This is a genomic window from Natrialbaceae archaeon AArc-T1-2 (genome assembly GCF_030273315.1).
Lineage (GTDB): Archaea > Halobacteriota > Halobacteria > Halobacteriales > Natrialbaceae > Tc-Br11-E2g1.
In genome coordinates this window covers 2,929,590-2,947,228 of sequence record NZ_CP127174.1, presented here as the reverse complement: position 1 = coordinate 2,947,228, position 17,639 = coordinate 2,929,590, and the positions used below count along the sequence as shown (strand labels likewise).

General features: G+C 56.2%; 13 protein-coding genes, 1 tRNA gene and 1 pseudogene. 7 read left to right on the top strand and 8 right to left on the bottom strand.

Features of this window, described 5'->3' with window-relative positions; genetic code table 11:
- The first annotated feature begins 58 nt into the window (after positions 1-58).
- The 4 genes from QQ977_RS15220 (at position 59) to QQ977_RS15205 (ending at position 5,850) form a co-directional block, all read left to right on the top strand.
- Positions 59-1,255 (top strand): MFS transporter, encoded by a 1,197-nt coding sequence (locus QQ977_RS15220; protein WP_285926625.1) that lies wholly within the window; start codon positions 59-61, stop codon positions 1,253-1,255.
- Between the two features lie 196 nt (positions 1,256-1,451).
- Positions 1,452-2,138 (top strand): haloacid dehalogenase type II, encoded by a 687-nt coding sequence (locus tag QQ977_RS15215; RefSeq protein WP_285926624.1) that lies wholly within the window; start codon positions 1,452-1,454, stop codon positions 2,136-2,138.
- A 233-nt stretch (positions 2,139-2,371) separates the two neighbouring features.
- A complete protein-coding gene (locus QQ977_RS15210; protein WP_285926622.1) occupies positions 2,372-3,289 on the top strand; it encodes an NmrA family NAD(P)-binding protein in 918 nt (305 codons plus the stop codon).
- Positions 3,290-4,509: 1,220 nt separating this feature from the next.
- Positions 4,510-5,850, top strand: coding sequence for an ISH6 family transposase (locus tag QQ977_RS15205; protein WP_285926620.1), 1,341 nt, complete (start codon positions 4,510-4,512; stop codon positions 5,848-5,850).
- Here the strand turns inward: QQ977_RS15205 and QQ977_RS15200 are convergent.
- The 5 genes from QQ977_RS15200 to QQ977_RS15180 form a co-directional block, all read right to left on the bottom strand.
- The gene (locus tag QQ977_RS15200) at positions 5,821-7,860 is read right to left on the bottom strand and encodes a DEAD/DEAH box helicase (RefSeq protein WP_285926617.1); all 2,040 of its coding nucleotides are present in this window, start codon (positions 7,858-7,860) and stop codon (positions 5,821-5,823) included. The two genes, QQ977_RS15205 and QQ977_RS15200, sit on opposite strands and share 30 nt — an antisense overlap.
- Positions 7,860-8,777 (bottom strand): Hachiman antiphage defense system protein HamA, encoded by a 918-nt coding sequence (locus QQ977_RS15195; protein ID WP_285926616.1) that lies wholly within the window; start codon positions 8,775-8,777, stop codon positions 7,860-7,862. The genes QQ977_RS15200 and QQ977_RS15195 overlap by 1 nt, the downstream gene beginning before the upstream one ends.
- 383 nt (positions 8,778-9,160) lie before the next feature.
- Positions 9,161-9,235: transfer RNA gene (locus tag QQ977_RS15190), tRNA-Ile, on the bottom strand.
- Positions 9,236-9,291: 56 nt separating this feature from the next.
- Positions 9,292-10,071: an alpha/beta fold hydrolase gene (locus tag QQ977_RS15185; RefSeq protein ID WP_285926615.1), complete on the bottom strand. Its 780-nt coding sequence runs from the start codon at positions 10,069-10,071 to the stop codon at positions 9,292-9,294.
- Positions 10,071-10,316 carry a ferredoxin gene (locus QQ977_RS15180; protein WP_285926614.1) on the bottom strand — a complete coding sequence of 82 codons (246 nt, stop codon included), beginning with the start codon at positions 10,314-10,316 and terminating at the stop codon, positions 10,071-10,073. Before QQ977_RS15180 ends, QQ977_RS15185 begins: the two co-directional genes overlap by 1 nt.
- A 364-nt stretch (positions 10,317-10,680) precedes the next feature.
- On the opposite strand from QQ977_RS15180, the gene QQ977_RS15175 reads away from it, so the two are divergent.
- Positions 10,681-12,027, top strand: a complete 1,347-nt coding sequence (locus QQ977_RS15175; protein WP_285926613.1) for a tryptophanase — start codon at positions 10,681-10,683, stop codon at positions 12,025-12,027.
- Positions 12,028-12,031: 4 nt separating this feature from the next.
- On the opposite strand, the gene QQ977_RS15170 is transcribed toward QQ977_RS15175, so the two are convergent.
- From QQ977_RS15170 to QQ977_RS15160, 3 genes are all read right to left on the bottom strand, one after another.
- Positions 12,032-12,388 carry a hypothetical protein gene (locus QQ977_RS15170; protein WP_285926611.1) on the bottom strand — a complete coding sequence of 119 codons (357 nt, stop codon included), beginning with the start codon at positions 12,386-12,388 and terminating at the stop codon, positions 12,032-12,034.
- 219 nt (positions 12,389-12,607) lie between these two features.
- Complete coding sequence (locus QQ977_RS15165) at positions 12,608-13,099, bottom strand: plastocyanin/azurin family copper-binding protein (protein WP_285926610.1); 492 nt, start codon at positions 13,097-13,099, stop codon at positions 12,608-12,610.
- Between the two features lie 538 nt (positions 13,100-13,637).
- A complete protein-coding gene (locus QQ977_RS15160) occupies positions 13,638-13,820 on the bottom strand; it encodes a hypothetical protein (protein ID WP_285926608.1) in 183 nt (60 codons plus the stop codon).
- Between the two features lie 802 nt (positions 13,821-14,622).
- Here QQ977_RS15160 and QQ977_RS15155 point away from each other — a divergent pair.
- A complete protein-coding gene (locus tag QQ977_RS15155) occupies positions 14,623-15,852 on the top strand; it encodes a Cdc6/Cdc18 family protein (RefSeq protein WP_285926606.1) in 1,230 nt (409 codons plus the stop codon).
- 269 nt (positions 15,853-16,121) lie between these two features.
- Positions 16,122-17,575 (top strand): annotated as a pseudogene (locus QQ977_RS15150) (transposase).
- Positions 17,576-17,639: the final 64 nt, after the last annotated feature.

Sequence of the window (17,639 nt, the reverse complement as noted above, 5' to 3'; positions counted from 1 at the left end):
GACGCACTTCTAGCCGAAGCCGATACGATTTTTTCCTCTCACGAATCACCCCGATACAATGGCGCAGTCGTATTGGCGAACGGTCGGTCTCGTACTGTCGTGGCAGGTTGCTGCGAGTCTGTGTTACTATTCCGTGTACGCCGCTACTCCGTTCTTTCGAGACGCGTTCGGACTCACGCGGTTTCGCGTTGGTATCGTGATCATGATGGTCACGTTCGGGTACGCCGTCTTTTTGCTTCCGCTGGGCGCACTGACCGATCAGCTCGGCGAACGGCGAATACTCACGATCGGTCTGATCGGGTTATCGACTGCACTGCTGGCCGTCGCTGTCGCGCCGACGTTCGTACTCCTGTTGGTCGCGGCCTTCTGTCTTGGATCGCTATACGGAACGGCGATGCCCGGTACCAACAAGGCGATCTACGACAACGTAACGGCGGGGCGTCAGAACACTGCAATCGGAATTAAACAGGTGGGAGTCACAGCCGGGAGCGGAGCCAGTGCGCTGCTGATCACGGGGCTTGCAGGTATCCTGTTCTGGCAGTCCGGGTTTCTCGTCATCGCAGGCGTTGGTCTCGTCGTTGCCGTGTTGTTCTACGTTCACTATCGGAGTGGCGACACGGACGGATCGTCGCGACGTCCCGACTTCCGTGCGCTGTTGTCGAACCGCCCGTACCGGAGTCTCGTCCTCGCAGGACTGTTTTTGGGTGCAGCAGTTTTCACGACGACTGGATACACCGTCCTGTACGTCGAGGAGTCGATCGGAACTTCGGTCGTCTTTGGCGGCGTCGTACTCGCTCTCTTGCAGATCTTCGGCAGTGTGGGACGGGTCGTGATGGGGTGGCTGAGTGACGTCCTTCCAGGAGACCCCCAGGCTCGAATTGGCGGTATACTGCTCGCACAGACACTCGCTAGTGTCGTACTTTTCGTCTTCGTTTCGATATCGTCGACGCCGCTGTTCGCCGCGATCGCTTTCGCGATACTTGGGTTCTTCGTCCTCGGTCTAACGGGTATCTACTACTCCTGTATGGCGACGCTCGTCGAAGTCGAAGAGATCGGTAGCGCCACCGCTGGCGGGCAGCTCACACTCACCACCGGCGGACTCCTCGCGCCGCCAGTGTTCGGATACCTCGCCGACGCGGTCGGCTACAGAGCGGGCTGGCTCTTTCTCGCGACCGGATGTGTGGTCGCGGCTCTGTTACTTCTTCAGGTCATCCGGGTCGAGTCGACGACGGAGCAGCCGGCGATGAAAGAATGATTCTGCCGGTCACAGTGCTCTCGACGCTCCGGCGGTAACCTCACTCGCGGTCACCACACCACGAAATACCGTGACTCGAGACTGACGCCGACGGCGACTCGTCGAAGTTGCTCCTTCGAGTGACGTTCGATCCCTTGACAGTACCCGGAAATGCGTTGGCCGATATGTTGTTACAGGTTGGCGTACATGAGCCAGTATGGAACTGACCGTAGACGACATCGAAACGGTGACGTTCGACTCGTTTACCACCCTCGTCGACGTGCTCGGGTCGACACACAGCGTCCTCGAGCAGTACGTCGACGAGCCCGACCCGATCGTCGACCGCTGGCGGACGAGGGCCGTCGAGTACCGGATGTTGTGTAACTTCGTGGGGATGTACGAACCGTACCAGAAGACGACACGACAGGCGCTGGAGTACGCGCTGGCGGTTCATGGAGTGGACCTTCCGGAGACAGCGATCGACGAGATCGCCGGCGTCTTCCACGACCTCGACGTATTCGAAGACGTAACGGACAGCTTCGAACGACTCGACGAGGCGGGATACGACCTCTATATCGTCTCGAACGGCGAGCCCGGCCTCCTCGACGCGATCGTCGAACGCGCAGACGTTACCGACTTCGTTCTCGACACGATCAGCGCCGACGAAATCGAGACCTACAAACCGGACGTGGCAATCTACGACCACGCTTCGGATCGAACCGATACCCCGGTTGCGAACGTACTTCACGTCGCGACGCCCTGGTATGACGTCTTCGGCGCAATGAATGCGGGTATGCAGACCGTCTGGGTTAACAGACGCAACCGCCCCTGGGAAGTGTACAACGGCGATCCGGATCTGATCGTCGACGACCTAACTGGTCTGGTTGAGGCGCTCGAGAAGTAGTACTGACCCATCGCGGCCGGGTGATCGCCGCGTCGCGACGCCGGTTAGAAATATAATCGACGATCGAATAGTAACATACTTGACGAGACAATCTCTGATGCGAACCCTGACAGCTTACGTCGTTTCTTCTTCACTCGCCGTTAACCACTGCCAACAACCTACACGAGCGAACGACCGGCGACCGGCAAGGACGAGACTTTTAGTAGTAGTTTGTTCATATCTCGAGTAGGCTCATGTCAACTGATACGATCCTCGTCGTCGGCGGAACCGGCAACCAGGGCCGCGCCGTGATCGATCGATTGACCGATCTCGGAATTGGGGACGAAATCATCGCCCTGACACGGGACGCGTCGACCACCCACGCACAGGCGACTGCCGAACTCGGTGCCGAGCTCGTGGAAGGCGATCTCACAGAGCCGGAAACCCTTCGTCCGCATCTCGAGCGCGCCGACAAAGTCTGGGCGACGATCAACTTCTGGGCAGTCGGTTACGACGCTCACATCGAGTTGGGTAACAACCTCGGAGATGCCATCGAAACGGTCGGTGGCCTCGAGCACGTCGTCTACAGCGGTGCCGGAGATCAACAAGAAGAGACGGAGGTTCCACACCTCCACTCCCATTACGTCGTCTCCGAACGCCTCCGCGAAACTGGTGTCCCATACACCGCGTTGAAGCCGGTATACTTCATGGAGAACTGGGAACCGATCGGCATCGAAGATGGTATGCTCGCATTTCCGCTCGATGAAGAGACGCACCATCACCAGACGACGTACTACGATACGGCGCGAGCATCCGCCATCGCACTCCACAATACGGACGAGTTCGCCGGTACGGCGTACACTATCGCCAGTGACCTCCTGACGTTGGATGAAACCGCTGCTGTCATTAGTGACGTGACTGGTCAGCACGTCGATCCGTATCACGTCCCACTCGAGGACGCCGAAGCGGAGTTTGGCGAAGAGTTCGCCGTCATGTGCGATCACTTCATCAACGAGGGCGGGCATACCTCGTTCGAGGCAAACATTCGTCGAATCGAGCGCGATTTCGGGTTCACGCCACAGACACTCGAGGAGTACCTCCGTGAGAACGGCTGGGAAGACGGAAAAGACGAACCGACACACGTCCCTGGTTGGGTGAAAGCAATGCAGTAAAGCCGATACGAACGGAGTGACGGTCTACCAACACAGAATACAATATGACATGATTGTATTTCGATGTTTTAAGAGAATGTATCAAAATCTTTAGGGCCTCTTTTCCATATTATATCTCCACTTTCGTTTCAACCCCATGTCATTTATACCGGCACGGGAGTCTGTGCCCGTAAGGAACAGCTATGAACCACGGCGCTGAACCGTCGAAAGGGCGGTATTTCCGAAGGGATTGTTCGTTTGAGCCACCGAAAACGTAGCGGCGCATAATCGTCCGTGCTGATATGACACAGTCCGCTCGTCTCGAGATCGGCGGCGTAACCAGTGTACTGACGTTGGGCTGCTTCGATCTCATATACTGTGGTCCGTGTTTTTGCCGCCGGTTGGCTGCAGCGCGTTTTCTGCTTCGAGTACGAACGATTGAGCGTCGGTGTATAGTACCGATCTCTCAGCTATCAAAACAGTATTTAGAAGAGATGGTTTCGGCGAATGGTCAGTATTTAGATTGTTTCGATGGAGAGGACAGGCGAGAGCCCGAAACTAGTGGCTAGCCGGCTCGTGTTCAGACTTTGTCACTTTCGAGAGCGAAAGGCGTCTCTCTCGAGTGGTTCGGAATCCGGTTAGTGGCCGGTTTTATTTTGCCCACAGATTGAGTAAGTTCCGGATAGTGGCTGATTGAGAACATTCAGAATCTTCCGGGTCTCATCCAGCTGTTAGTGCACGCGAGAAGCACTCAGAAGCGCGTTTAGAACTCGCTGTCTTCGGCCTTCAGTGAGTGACCATGAATGACACCCTCGAACCCCTCGCACCAGCAGAGGCCATGCAGAGGTACCTCGATGAACGACGACACGAACTCGCGGACGCGACGATCCAATCTCACCGGTATCGACTCAAGCAGTTCGTTCAGTGGTGTGAACAGGACGGCATCGATAACCTTACCGAGTTCAGCGGGCGAGACATCCTTTTAAAATCATTCTCTGGATGTTGTACGGTTTTCCCCAGTAGACGCACAGGTTCAATTCTCGATCCCGTCGATGCGCATATCCACTCTCGGTCCAAGTTTGGCATCTTTCAGTGTTTCTTGAAAAGTAATTTGAAGATCGGCGTCAGTACTTGACCCATGGAACAAGCGAAACGGTTTGGTCGTGTCCCAAACTCGTCTAGAGTCGTAACTGACTCCTGTGGAAACAGGGTCACCTCTGGTACCTACCCCGAAGTGACCCATGCACGCCACAATCGACGCGCAAGTCACGGTTAGCATCGACTTAGACAAAACGCTACCGCTTGCCACTCTCGCTGAATCTCTCACAGAGCTTCACCTCGAGGCGACGATCCTCGAGGAGCTTGTCAAAAGCCTCGACGAGCGCCTCGTCGAGGCGTACTGTGGGGAGAAACACGCGCGCGGAAACGGCGATCGCCGTTTCCAGCGCGCCGGAACCACAACACGAACAGCTGTGACAACCGCAGGAGAGCACGAATTTTCCCTTCATCACGTCAAAGACACCGCTGCCACCGGTGACGATCCTACCTACTTCCGCCCTCTCGAAGATCTCATCAAATTCGACGGGCAGCGCATCTATCAAGAGGATATTTCGCTCCAGAGTACCGAACTCGCTACGTCGCTCAGCTTTCGTGATGCCGTTGCCCACGGCGACGGCTTCACTCCGATGCCTTCGAGAACCACGATCAACCGCCGAGTCCGTGAGTACGGCAGCAAACTCGGTGACTTCGTTCGTGATCGGCTTCCTGGGACGAATGCAGACACTGTCGTTCCTGACGGAACGAAGTGTCATAGCCAGGACGATCACTGCACGTACCACGACGTCAACGTCACTCTCGGACAGATCACCGAAGACAACGCGGAAACCACGCTCTTAGACGTCAATGTCAACGAACCGTGGGACGATACAGCAGAAGATCTCGAAGAGAACGAGGCGATCACTGACGACGCGACGGTCGTCAGTGACGCCGAGGAATCCCTCGTCGACGCCTTCGAGACCAGCTATCGATCTCATCAGCTCGATCTCGTTCATGTCGGTCGAACGCTTGGATACAAGCTGTGGAAGGACGGTACCTTTTCGCTCGAAACGCGGAAAGCGATCGCCTCAGACGTCACAAACGACTTGTTCCATCTGAAAAACTCGGTTGCGCTCCATGCATCGAGGAATGAGCGTTTGGCGATCCGCGAGCGGATCGACCAAACGCTCGAGAACCTCACGAAGGAGGCGTGGCGCTTAGAGCAACAGGACTCTCCAAAAGCAGCGGCGTACCTCCGAAAATGGGCACAAGCAACCGTCACATTCGCCGAACTCGCACTCGAGGGACAAGAGGTTCTGTGGACATCGAACGTGGTTGAACGAGCCATGGGCGAAATCTCGAAGCGGTGTAAAAACCAGTGGATGAGATGGACAGAGTCCGGCTTAGAATCGCTCCTCTGGCTCAATCTCGTGAGATATGCCGATTCCGAGCAGTTCGCGGCGTTCGCCGACGAACTGCTCGAGCGTTCAGCCAAAACAGCCATGACATTGGAGGTGTCAGTTGACGCTACCAGAGGCGAACTCTAGACGAGTTTGTGACGGGACCGAGATATTAGACACAGACTTTTCAAGTGCGGATTTGGCGCGGCTAATATCCTCTGAGTTCATTCCCTTTTTTTCAAGGTAATCGTCCACGCTTTTGTCTTTCAAATACCGACCTCGAAGTAGTACAGAAGTATATTTAATCGAGGGTTCATCGATATCTCCGAGATCTGGCTTCTGTAGCGCATTTATCAACTCATTGGATTCAGAAATTGCTTGATCAGTCGCAGGCTCGATCTCCTTTTCGCCTGAGTTTTCCAATTTCTCATCTGCCCACTCGTCGCCCTCAGTTTCTATGCAGTAGATGGCTCCGTATAGTTTCTCGTCGATTCGGCCAACACGTCCGATCAGATTATTGAATTCGAAGTCACTAAGTTCGTCCTGACCCCGATTTGCACCTACTAAGAAAATTTTCTCCGCAGGGAGATTGACACCCTGCATTAGGGTAGGAGTAGTAACGATCGTTCTGATATCTGCAGACTCGCTATAGATGTTTTCAATTTCCTCTCTGGCTATTTTCGGTACCATCCCGTGGTGGAAGGCCACGCCCCGTTTCAGGCATCTGATGAGAGAGTACTCTTCATGAATCGTTTCTTCGAGGAAATTCATGAGATTCTCAGTACGCTCGGATCGCGGTCGGGGATCATTAGAACCTGCTAGCGCCTTCGCTCGGTCCTCTGCATAGTCCTTCCGACCGCTGTATATCAGATTCTGGCTTCCCGCACCGAACTCCTCAATAATGACTGGGAGAGTCTGCTTGTAACTGCCCTTCACATCGGAATATGTGATTTCCTCAGGTTCTCTAATATCGAGTGACTTTTTGTTACCTGAAGGACTGTGAATGGTTAGTTCCAGTTTTCTATCACTAGATTTTCTCTGGCTAATAAATTTGAGAGTAGATTTAAGCTGTAAGACAGGAGTAAACTTGGTTGTCACCTGCTCCACTTCATTATTCGTAAGATTTTCAAGGGTGTTTTTCGGTTCCTCAAGATAAGGACCAGCTGCGACGATCTGTGCATTAGAATAACTCTCTTGCAACGTTCGGATGATACTCTCAAAAAGAACGCCTCGTTCGTCATCCTCAAGGTTTTGAAATTCATCGAAGAAAACAAGGTTAGGAGATATTTCACGACTTACCTCTGGATCGATTAACTTCAGACAGCGCTCAGGAGTAACAACGAGAAAACGATTGTTTGTGGTGGCATCCGTTTCACTCTCGTCATCTGTATCTTGATCAGAGAAGTGTGCACCAGTCAACACCTCGAATTCTTTCTCTGGTTCCTCAAGTTCTTCATTAAGCTCGGCGAGTTTCTGACTGACTTCAGATATTAAGGCTCGTGTTGGTACGACGTAAATCGCCTCGAAGTCAGATTCACTCTCCGCCTTGTGTTCAATGTAACGTCGGAGAATGAAAGACTTTCCGGCAGAAGTGGGGCCGGAAATAGCAACGTCTTTGCCCTCAATAAGGTAGTCGTAAATCTGCCGTTGGAACCCAGAGAGAACTCCACCGTCTTCCATACTGTATCGGCTCAGGTTCATGTCAATTTCAGTACTCAGCACGGAGTCAAGAGACTCTAAAAGATCGTATTCGAATTGAACCCGACCTTCAGTTTGCTTCACATTTTGGAAGGCAGGAAGATTCCCAACCCGAGAAAGAATAACGTACAAGTATCGTTCATACATCTCCTCAAATTCTTCTTCATGATGGTACTTTAGATAAGCCAGTATTCCGAAAGCAAGTGCCTTACGTTTGTGAACATCATCGTTACTTGAGGCGAGTAGTGAAGCAGCCAACGCACCCTTTTCGACTTCTTCGTGGTCCAAACTACCGGGAAGAATTTCTTCGTCGCCGCTCCCCCATTTCCCCCAATCTATCTCACCGTTGGTCCCCTGAACTTCTTCTGCACCAAGATCGTTTTTAATCAAGTCAATCGATAACTCGTCCAAACAATGATTGAAGACATCTAACTCTTCAATTGTATCGTAGGTGCTCATTAGTGTCTCACCGCATGAGGAAAGATTTCTTCTTGGAGCTTCTCACGGAATCTATCGACATCCTCTAGAGGTAGCATCAGGAATACCAATTCATATTTCTCAAGGTCACTATAGTCAGATTCGAGGGTTTCCTTGATATCGTCTTGAATCCCACAGTCCTCGATCTCATCGATAATTTCTGATTCCAGTTCATCTGGGCCGCTACACTCCTTCTGTTTCTCTTTCAGCCAATTGGCTTCATAACCTAGAAAGATCGGATGAAGATGTTTGTACTGGGTGCGTCGACTGGAGAAGACGTCAAGAAGTCTATCAACTTGATCCTTGTCTAGATTGTCGCTGAGGTTATTCCGGGCCACGGTAAGTTCATGCTGAGTCTTTGCCGCACCCTCTGCACCATGGAAACGGTCTGTACTTTCGAGAGCGGAGTCAATGCCTTGGTCCGGATTTGAGTAGATTTTAGCTTCTCCGACTCCCAATGACTCAGTTCCTTCGTGAATGCCGTAGAACAGCGCATCTGCCCCCTTCTGATCCTGGACCGGCTCCTGCATTTGACCCAATTTGTGGCAGACTAACGGGAGTTCAAGAAGAGCGTCTACCAAGACAAACAGCACCAGCTCCCCAAGTTTTCCATCATACCTAGAATCTTCATCGAAATCGGCCCGACGTTGTGCCTCTCTATAAGGATATTTATGATCTTCCACCTCATCCTCAGGCATCACAAAATAGGGATACTTCTCGGAAAGAAATTGGACAAATGCTGTTTCATCAAGTGAGTCGGGAGCCGGTTTAATACAGTAAATAGAAATATCCAGACAGTTATCGTAATCCCAGGCTCCTCCTTCAAATATGTATTCGAAGAGATCCTTTTGGTCAATCAGGGTAGCGTTGGACCAAGACTTCATCGTTGACTCAGACATGCATGACCAGTGATACTAGCTCATCTACAACCCCATGGACATAATGTTTTCTCCGATATGGATATGAAGATCAGCTATATCCATTCCTTCCTACTTTTTGATGGGTACGTCCTCATCGAAGAAATCCGTGGATTTACCGATCAGTCAAACTTAAAGAAGAGGATTTTATTGGATAATGGAGTCGCCACGGTTCAACCGCTAATTGATTAAATGGCCCCAGTCCATCGGCTATCATAGAAGGCACGATGGCAGCGATCCCCGTCTAGCAGCTGGATGAACCCCAAATACGACTCACGGTTCGACCACCACCGGAGTTTGGAAAATGAGCGCTGTAGGCGTTGTAACCTGTGATTCCGGTGGCTCAGAATCATGCAGAATCTGGATGGGCCCTGACGGATTCGAACCATCGACCACTCGGTTATGAGCCGAGCGCTCTTACCAGACTGAGCTAAGGGCCCTCGAGTAAGAGAAACGGAGGCCGATAGTTAATCCTTGCTGTCCGATCCCGCGACTCTCATCCCGTAACGGTATGCGCTTCGAGCCAGCCTATCAACCGGTCGTTCACGACGCGCGATTGCTCGACGAAACAGAGATGCCCCGCCTCGAGCGGTTCGAACTCGCCGCGAGGGAGCGCATCGGCAAGCTCGCGACCCGAAGCGGCGGACACGAGGTCGTCTGCCGTCCCGTGACAGACCAGCGTCGGCTGGGTGACTTCGTACCCCCAATCGGTGGCGTCGAAGTTCTCGAGAGCAGCGATCTGTGATTCCCAGCCGTCACGGGTGGCGTCACCGTCGACGCGCCAGTCGACGATCCCCTCGAGGACGTCGGGCTGGCGCTCCCGGAAGTCGGCCGAGAACGCAGTCTCGAGGGAGCGATAGAGGGCGTCGGGATCGTCCGGTGGGGCGAACAATGGCTCGAGGTCGAACGCTTCAGCGCGGGCGCCGGTGCCAAACAGCGTGAGCGTCTCGACCCGGTTCGAGATCCGCGCAGCGGAAAGCGCAACGGCCCCGCCGAGGCCGGCACCGACGACGTGGGCGGTACGCGTTCTGTGGTCGGCGAGGACGGCCTCGAGATCGGCCGCGAGCATCTCGAGGTCGTAGGGACCGGGTGGGGTGTCAGACCGACCGGTGCCCCGAAGGTCGGTGACGAGGACTTCGTAGGGGCCCGCGAGGGCGGCGTGTTGCCACCCCCACGACCAGCCACCGAGGCCGGCCTCGGGGACGAACGCGACGACGTCGCCGTCGCCGGCGGTCTCGTAGTACAGCGAGACGCCGTCGTTCGACGCGGTCGGCATTAGGGGATCAGCTGTTCGCCGTCGTCGTCGTAGATCGTGATCGCGTCGACGGGACAGGTTCGAGCGGCGAACTTCGCGTCCAGTTCGGCGTCGTCGGGAACCTCGCGGACGAAGATCCCGTCTTCGACTTCCTCGCTTCCCTCGAGGACGGCTTTGCCGGCGGTAGTATCCTCCTCGAAGGCGTCCCACTCGGCGACGCACTGGTACATGCCGATACAGGTCTCGCGGTCGAATTCGACTTTCATAGCTGACCGTTCGACCGATCGGCGTAAATCCTTGACGGACCGATCGTTCGATGGGCCAGCGGAGCAACCCACCCGAGCTACCGGTTCGACGGACCGAGTCGGTGTGGCGACGCGTAACGCGACAGCCGAAACGGGTGACAGTTATACTGTCGGTCATGGACCTGTGAGCTGGTGTCCGGTTGATCCAGCCGTTGAACGTGTGTCTGGCCGTGCTGTCACCAGCCGTGTTCACGTCGGTATGACCGACAGTATGTGGCTGGATCCGTCCATCAACCGCCCGGTCCGTCGGCTCGCCGCCAGTACAGTCGTGTGGCGATCAGCGTTCGACACTCGATTTGAACTGTTCGTCCGTTCTAGCTAGGGTATGGTCGCCTACAAATCCAGGATGGTCGAGCGCATCACGCTACCCGATCGCGAGACTCGAGAGCGAAACCTCGAGGCCGCCGGCTACAACGTCTTCAATCTCGACGCTGCGGACGTCTACATCGATCTGCTGACCGACAGCGGAACGGGAACGATGAGCGACGCCCAGTGGGCCGCGTTGATCCGTGGCGACGAAGCATACGCCGGCTCCCGGAGCTTCGAGCGCCTCGAGGAAGCTGTCGCAGACGTGATGGGATTTTCTCACGTCGTGCCGGCCCACCAGGGTCGAGGTGCCGAGAACGTCCTCTACGGAGGCCTGCTCGAGGACGGCGATGTCGTACTCAACAACACCCACTTCGATACGACGCGGGCTCACGTCGCCAATCAGGGAGCCGAGCCGGTCGACTGTCCGGCCGCAGGTGCGTTCGATCCCGACGACGGTAGCCCTTTCGACGGGAACGTCTCGCTCGAGTGCGCCCGCGCGGTCGTCGACGACGTCGGCCCGGATGCAGTTCCGGTCGTGATCCAGACGATTACGAACAACTCCGCGGCCGGACAACCGGTCAGCGTCGAGAACACCCGCCGGGTCCGTGCGTTCGCCGACGAGATCGATGCGACGTTCGTGATCGACGCCTGCCGATTCGCGGAGAATGCCTGCTTCGTCGGGCGTCGTGAGCCCGAATTCGCCGACGTATCGGTCGCAGAAATCGCTCGCGAACAGCTCTCGTATGCCGACGCCGTGGTAATGAGCGGGAAAAAAGACGGACTCGCAAACGCCGGCGGCTTCGTCGCGACAGACGACCCGTCACTGTACGAGACGTGCAAGCAACGGGGGATCCTCTACGAGGGGTTTCCGACCTACGGCGGGATGGCCGGCCGGGACCTGGCGGCGATGGCCGTCGGGCTCCGCGAGGCCGTCGAGGAGGCCTACGTCGAGGACCGCCTCGAGCAGGTCCGGACGCTCGGAGAGATGCTCACGGACGCGGGAGTCCCGATCTACGAACCGACGGGTGGACACGCGGTCTACGTCGACGCCGAGACGGCGCTTTCACATCTCGCTCCATCGGAGTTTCCGGGCCAGGCGTTCGTCTGTGAACTCTACCGCGAGGGCGGAGTTCGGGGCGTCGAACTCGGGAGCTTCGCCTTTCCCGACGCCGACCGTCCGGAACTCGTCCGGCTCGCACTTCCGAGGCGAACGTACCACCGCGAGCACCTGGAACACGTCGTCGACACCGCCGCCGCGGTCCTCGAAAACGGCGACGACGTTCGGGGGCTGCGAATCGAGAGCGAGTCTGCCATCCCCGAGTTGCGCCACTTCACCGCCGAACTCGAGCCGATCCTCGCCTGATCGCTTATCGCTGGTTGCCGACGAAGTTCATGGCTCGGTCTCGAATCGTCGGTTCGGGCTCGGGCTCGCGTTCCAACCGACTCCGCGCCAGTTCGGTCAGGCCTGTCGATTCGCCTGGCTCTCCCGTTACCCAGTCGGGAACGGTCTCGCGTAGTTCGTCGCGCTTTTCTTCTTTGAGCGTGCTGTACCGTCGCAGAGCGAGTCCGACGCCAATAAACAGGCCGGCGTCAAGTAGCTCTCGTCGGAACCGATCACGGTCGTCCCGCACTGCGATCGCTTTCACCAACGAGAGGACGCCCACGAGCAGGTACAGCGTCGAATTCTTCGCAGGGTCGCCGCGTAGCATCCGTTGTAGCGCCATGCGAGGCGACGTACCACGTCGTCACTGATAGCTGTTAGCACGTGATCACGATGTCGATACATACCATTCGTAGAATATATTCTAGTTTGTGTATTTCATCGATCGTGCACTGACTCCGTCGACGAACAGCAGTCGGTGCTCGAGCCGACACGAGCGGCTACCATCGTCGATACCGTTCGAACAACGGGTTGATCGTCTGCCAATACCGAAGAACGCTGTTTACTCTTCGACGATTATCGTGCCGATCATACTTCCGTCGTGGGGGGTACACACGTACGTGTACTCACCTGGGACCTCGAACGTGTGTTCGTACTCCGTACCCGGCTCGTCCAGGTCGAAGTGATTCTCTCCCTCGTAGGAAGCGAACGGCTCCGCACCGTCCGGATTTTCGTTTACGTCCGATCCATCGGGATGGGACGACACGTTGTGACCCGGCGCGTCGAAGTACCACGTCACCGTTTCGCCGACCGAGATCGTGAGTTCCTCTGGCTCGAACGACCAGTTGCCGTCCGGCGCGACGATGACTCTGTTCTCGTCTTCCTCACCTGCGTCGTCGTCCGATCCCGAGTCGTCTTGCCCATCGTCGTCCGGTTCGGCATTCTGGTCGTCACTCGGTTCTTCGTCCCCACCGAGACATCCTGCAAATCCGACTGCACTGAGCAGACCTGCGTATTTCAAGTACTTTCGACGGCTGTGTCTGTCGTCTGTCATCCACGTTTACTTCAATATACAGGGAGCATAACGACATCGAAAGGTGCAAAAGCTTCCTATTCTATCCAATATAGAATATTAATGCAATAACTTCTGGTAAATTGCAGGAGTCGTCGTCGTCGACTACCGTGACGACGATCGTATGCTGGCGGCCGAAGAGAATCCTTGCAGGCGGACGTACAGCGTAGGTTCCGACTGGTACCGATTCCAGTGGTCGTCTCGAGAGTCGTTCTATCAGTACATCTCGTTGGATGGTATCATTCGGCATGTATTGCTGGTATCGAGTGCGAGCTTCGATCGATTACTCGACACAACCGCTCCGACAATGCTGATCGATGATTCTTCGTCCGCTTTCACGTGGAACATTCCCAAACTACGTTCGGTGGGGTCGAGTCTTTACCACGCCCGGAAAACGCGGTCGATCTACGAGAGAACGACTCGACGGCTCGAGACGGCCTCGTTCCTGCGCTCTTACGGGGTCGGCTTCACCCACCGCGCGAACGCCGGGAGGGATCAGGTGGATATGGTTCTGGTATCCCTAGTAGTAGTATAACTCGAGTTCGTGCCCGCAGTGATCGCAGGCTGTTTCCGTTCCCCGAAGCCGGTCTTCCTCGTCGGTTCGGGAACCGTCGATGCCGGGACCTGGTGGGACGGTCGCGTTCACGGTGGCGTTACACCGTGGACAGCCAACGTGCATCTCCGGGTTATTCGACTGTGACATGCGTCTACGCTACGCGAATTGGATGCATAGTTATCGCAGTCGTACTCGAACGTTCTGACTGGTAATCGGTCCCGAAAAACGTTTTGCCGGTCGATCTCGCCGATTCGAGGCGTTCTTTTGACTATCCCACTGACTATATGTTGTGTGTATACGTGATGTAAACCATATATGATATAAGAATACATTATAATATGAGAGATATGGAGTGGCTATTGCTTGTGATCAGCGGTTTGAGACGGGGACACACCACCCTCGCGTTTGTAAGGCCGTCCACGCCTGGGGTGGTCTTCTACCGGAACACACCACCATCGCGGATGTAAACTCGCGTCACTAAGCGGTCTCCCCTTCGAAACCACCCGAGTTCCTGACTCACCCACGTTCGAACCCGTTACATCCGCGATGGGGGTGTGTGTGTACCACACTCGACCGGAGAGCGGGTCAGTACCTGCTCGAACCGACGTTTGCCGGCCGTTCGACGCGACGGTTCTTCCTATCTCGGACACGTCGGCCACTCGAGGTGGGATGACGATCGATACGCTCGACTCGGCGAGGACATGGATTCGATCGAACGACGGCCGTTACACCCGCGACGGGGGTGTCGGTGCCAGTTGCCCGGAATCCGACCAGAGATCAGGTGGTCCGTCACACGCTCGGTGTCACCGTTAGAAACGCGAGGATAGCGGTCAGCGTGTGCTCCCGTCTTCCCCCACTTAGCCCGTTTTTCGAGTCACTCAACGACGGCATTTACATCCGCGATCGATCCCCGTGGCTTTATCCCGGTCTGGTAGAAAGGAAGACGACAATGGCTGCGGACGACGACCGCGATCCGCTCTTTCGATACGACGATCCGGTCTTTGCTGACGAACGACTACTCGAGATCACCCACCTCCCCGGCCCGGACCGGATCGTCGGACGCGACGAGCAGATGCAACGAGTGGCGGACGCGTTGAACCCGGCGATCTTTGGAAGCGAGCCCAACCACCTATTCATCTTCGGGAAGACCGGCACCGGCAAGTCGTTGATCTCCCGGTCGGTCACCAAACGTGTGATCTCGGAGGCCAAACGCGACGGCGTCACGGTCAAGTACGCCTTCATCGACTGCGGAGAACAGAATACCGAGGCGTCGATCGTCAAGACGATCGCCCAGATCGTCAACGAACCCGGCAAAAGTGGGGTCGGCGTTCCCGACCGGGGTCTCGGAACAGGTGACTACTACAAACGACTCTGGGAGGCCGTCGACAGCTGTACCGACGTCACGATCGTCATCCTCGACGAGATCGACATGCTCGAGGACGACGAGGTGCTCCGAAAACTCTCTCGAGCGGGCGAGAACCGCCGAATATCGAGCGCGAGCATCGGCATCGTCGGTATCTCGAACAAGATCGACTTCCCGGATCATCTCTCCGAACGGGTCAAATCGAGCCTCTCGCGCGACGAACTCGTCTTTTCGCCGTACGATGCGAACCAGCTCGTCGAAATCCTGGAGAAACGTCGTGACGCGTTCCACGACGGCGTTCTCGCCGACGACGTGATCCCGCTGACCTCGGCACTCGCAGCCCAGGAACACGGCGACGCACGCAAGGCGATCGATATCCTTCGAAACGCCGGCCGGATCGCCAAAAAGCAAAACGACGCCCGCGTCACCGCTGATCACGTCCGCGACGCGAAAGAGAAGACTGAAGCCGACCGGTTCAACGAACTGATCGAAGGGTCGCCCCAACAAGCCAAAGCGATTCTATATTCTCTGACACTTTTGACCGAAAACAGCACCGAAAAGGAGTTTCCGACGAAGATTATCTACAACCAGTACAAGGAAGTCGCCCGCCAGCTCGATTTCGACGTCCTCTCGGAACGTCGCGTCCAGGAAATCCTTCAGGAACAGAACTTCCTCAACGTGATCCAGTCCGAACGCGAGGGGCGTGGCCGTGGCCGCGGCGCTCACGCGAAACACCGGCTGCTCGAGAACCCGTCGATTGTGAAGAAGGTCCTCCTCCGGGACTCCCGACTGGCGGTGCTCGACGACGGGGAGTAAGGAGACGCTCGGTGACAACGTATCTCGGGGCGAATGGAGAAAGAGTAGTTCTACAGTTACGGCTTCTACGAGCGGAAATTAGCGCTTGCTCACCGACGCAAGCGGCTGGATAATCCAGCCGAAGGGGAGTTTCTGAACTTACAGGAACAACAGGAGAATGCCCACGACTGTAGTCGTGCGGATGAATCCGTCACTGCTGAAGACAACCACGACACCGTTGCCCGACCGCAATCCCAACGTTTACAGTACTAGAAACCGACATGTTAGATGTGAGCGACCGACCACAACGCACGAACGAGTACACTGCCGAACCCACCAGTGACCGGTATCGGCAGTGTTTGTTCGAGTGGTTGGCCGCCCACGTTCCGTTGTGGAACCAGATCACCTACCGACGTCCCCAGAACGAAGTTCTGGTGGGCCATCCAGACGCGAAGCGTCTGGAGACGCAGACAGCAGTACTTCGATGACGACGGCGACGTCTGGGACGCCGAGTACACTGATCTGTACGACGAGTACGCCCCGATACTCGGGAAGGCTGCGTGCCAGCAAGTCGCCCGGAAGAACAGTGACGCATGGCGAAGCCACTTCCGCCTCCTCGAGAAATACCACGACGACTCGGACCCGACGGTCACCGAAAAACCGTCCCCGTCCGGATACTGGGGGAACCGCGACGACGGCTACGAACTTCACGGCCTCGTCCGCAACGACCTCTACACCCTCGACTGGGACGAAAATCGGAGTACCTTGGAGTTCGGCGTCGGTGACGCACTCGAAGCGAAGTACGACTTCGAGTACCAGGAACGCATCACACTCGAAGTCCGCGGCAACCCGCAGTGGGATGGTGACGATGCGCGGTTGGAACTCGTCTACGACGACCCAGCAGATAGACTTCGTGTCACGCATCCGGTTCGCATACGGCCAGACCAACTACGCGAACAGCGACGGGATGCCCTCACTCACACACTCAAAACGGAGAACACGACGCACTCTGGTGCGATCGACATCGGCGCGAACAACACGCTCGCGATCGTCACCACCACTGGAGACACCGCAGTCTATCACGCTCGACCCGAGTTTGAACGCTTCCAGATCCTGTCCGATCTGATTGCCCAGTTGCAATCGACACTCCCCGACGGCCAGTATACGAGCAAGCGGATGCAGCGCGTGTACGACAAACGTGGGGAGAAACGCGACCATAGTCGGGATGCCGCGGTGAAACACGCAGCAGACTGGCTGCTCGAACGCAACGTCGACACCGTCTACGTCGGCGATCTCACCGACGTGCTGGACACGCACTGGTCGGCAGCGGTGAACGAGAAAACCCATGCGTTCTGGTCATACCGACAGCTCGTCGACCGACTCGAGCTCACACTCGGCGATATTGGACTCAGCGTCGAGCACGTGAGCGAGGCTCATTCGAGCAGTGAGTGTCCAGCGTGTGGAAGCGAAAAGGCGTCGAGAGATGGTGATTCGTTCCGATGTCACGATTGTGGGTTGGACGCCCACAGTGACATCGTCGGGGCGTGGAATTTGCTCCAAGATGTTGGAGGGGCCGATGGCGCGGCCCGCCGCCCTGTCCGCTGGACGCGACAGGGACGCACCCTCCGATGGGGCGTACTGGGAGTGGAACGGACACGACTGGACACCCGCTCGGTTTGGGGAACAGTCGAGTCCGACCGACCAAACCAGCGTCGGCGAACCCGCAAGTTCACAGCCGGGGTAATCTGCTGGCCGGATTGCCCACGGAGGAATCCCACGGCTCAGCCGTGTGGAGGACGTCAAATGGG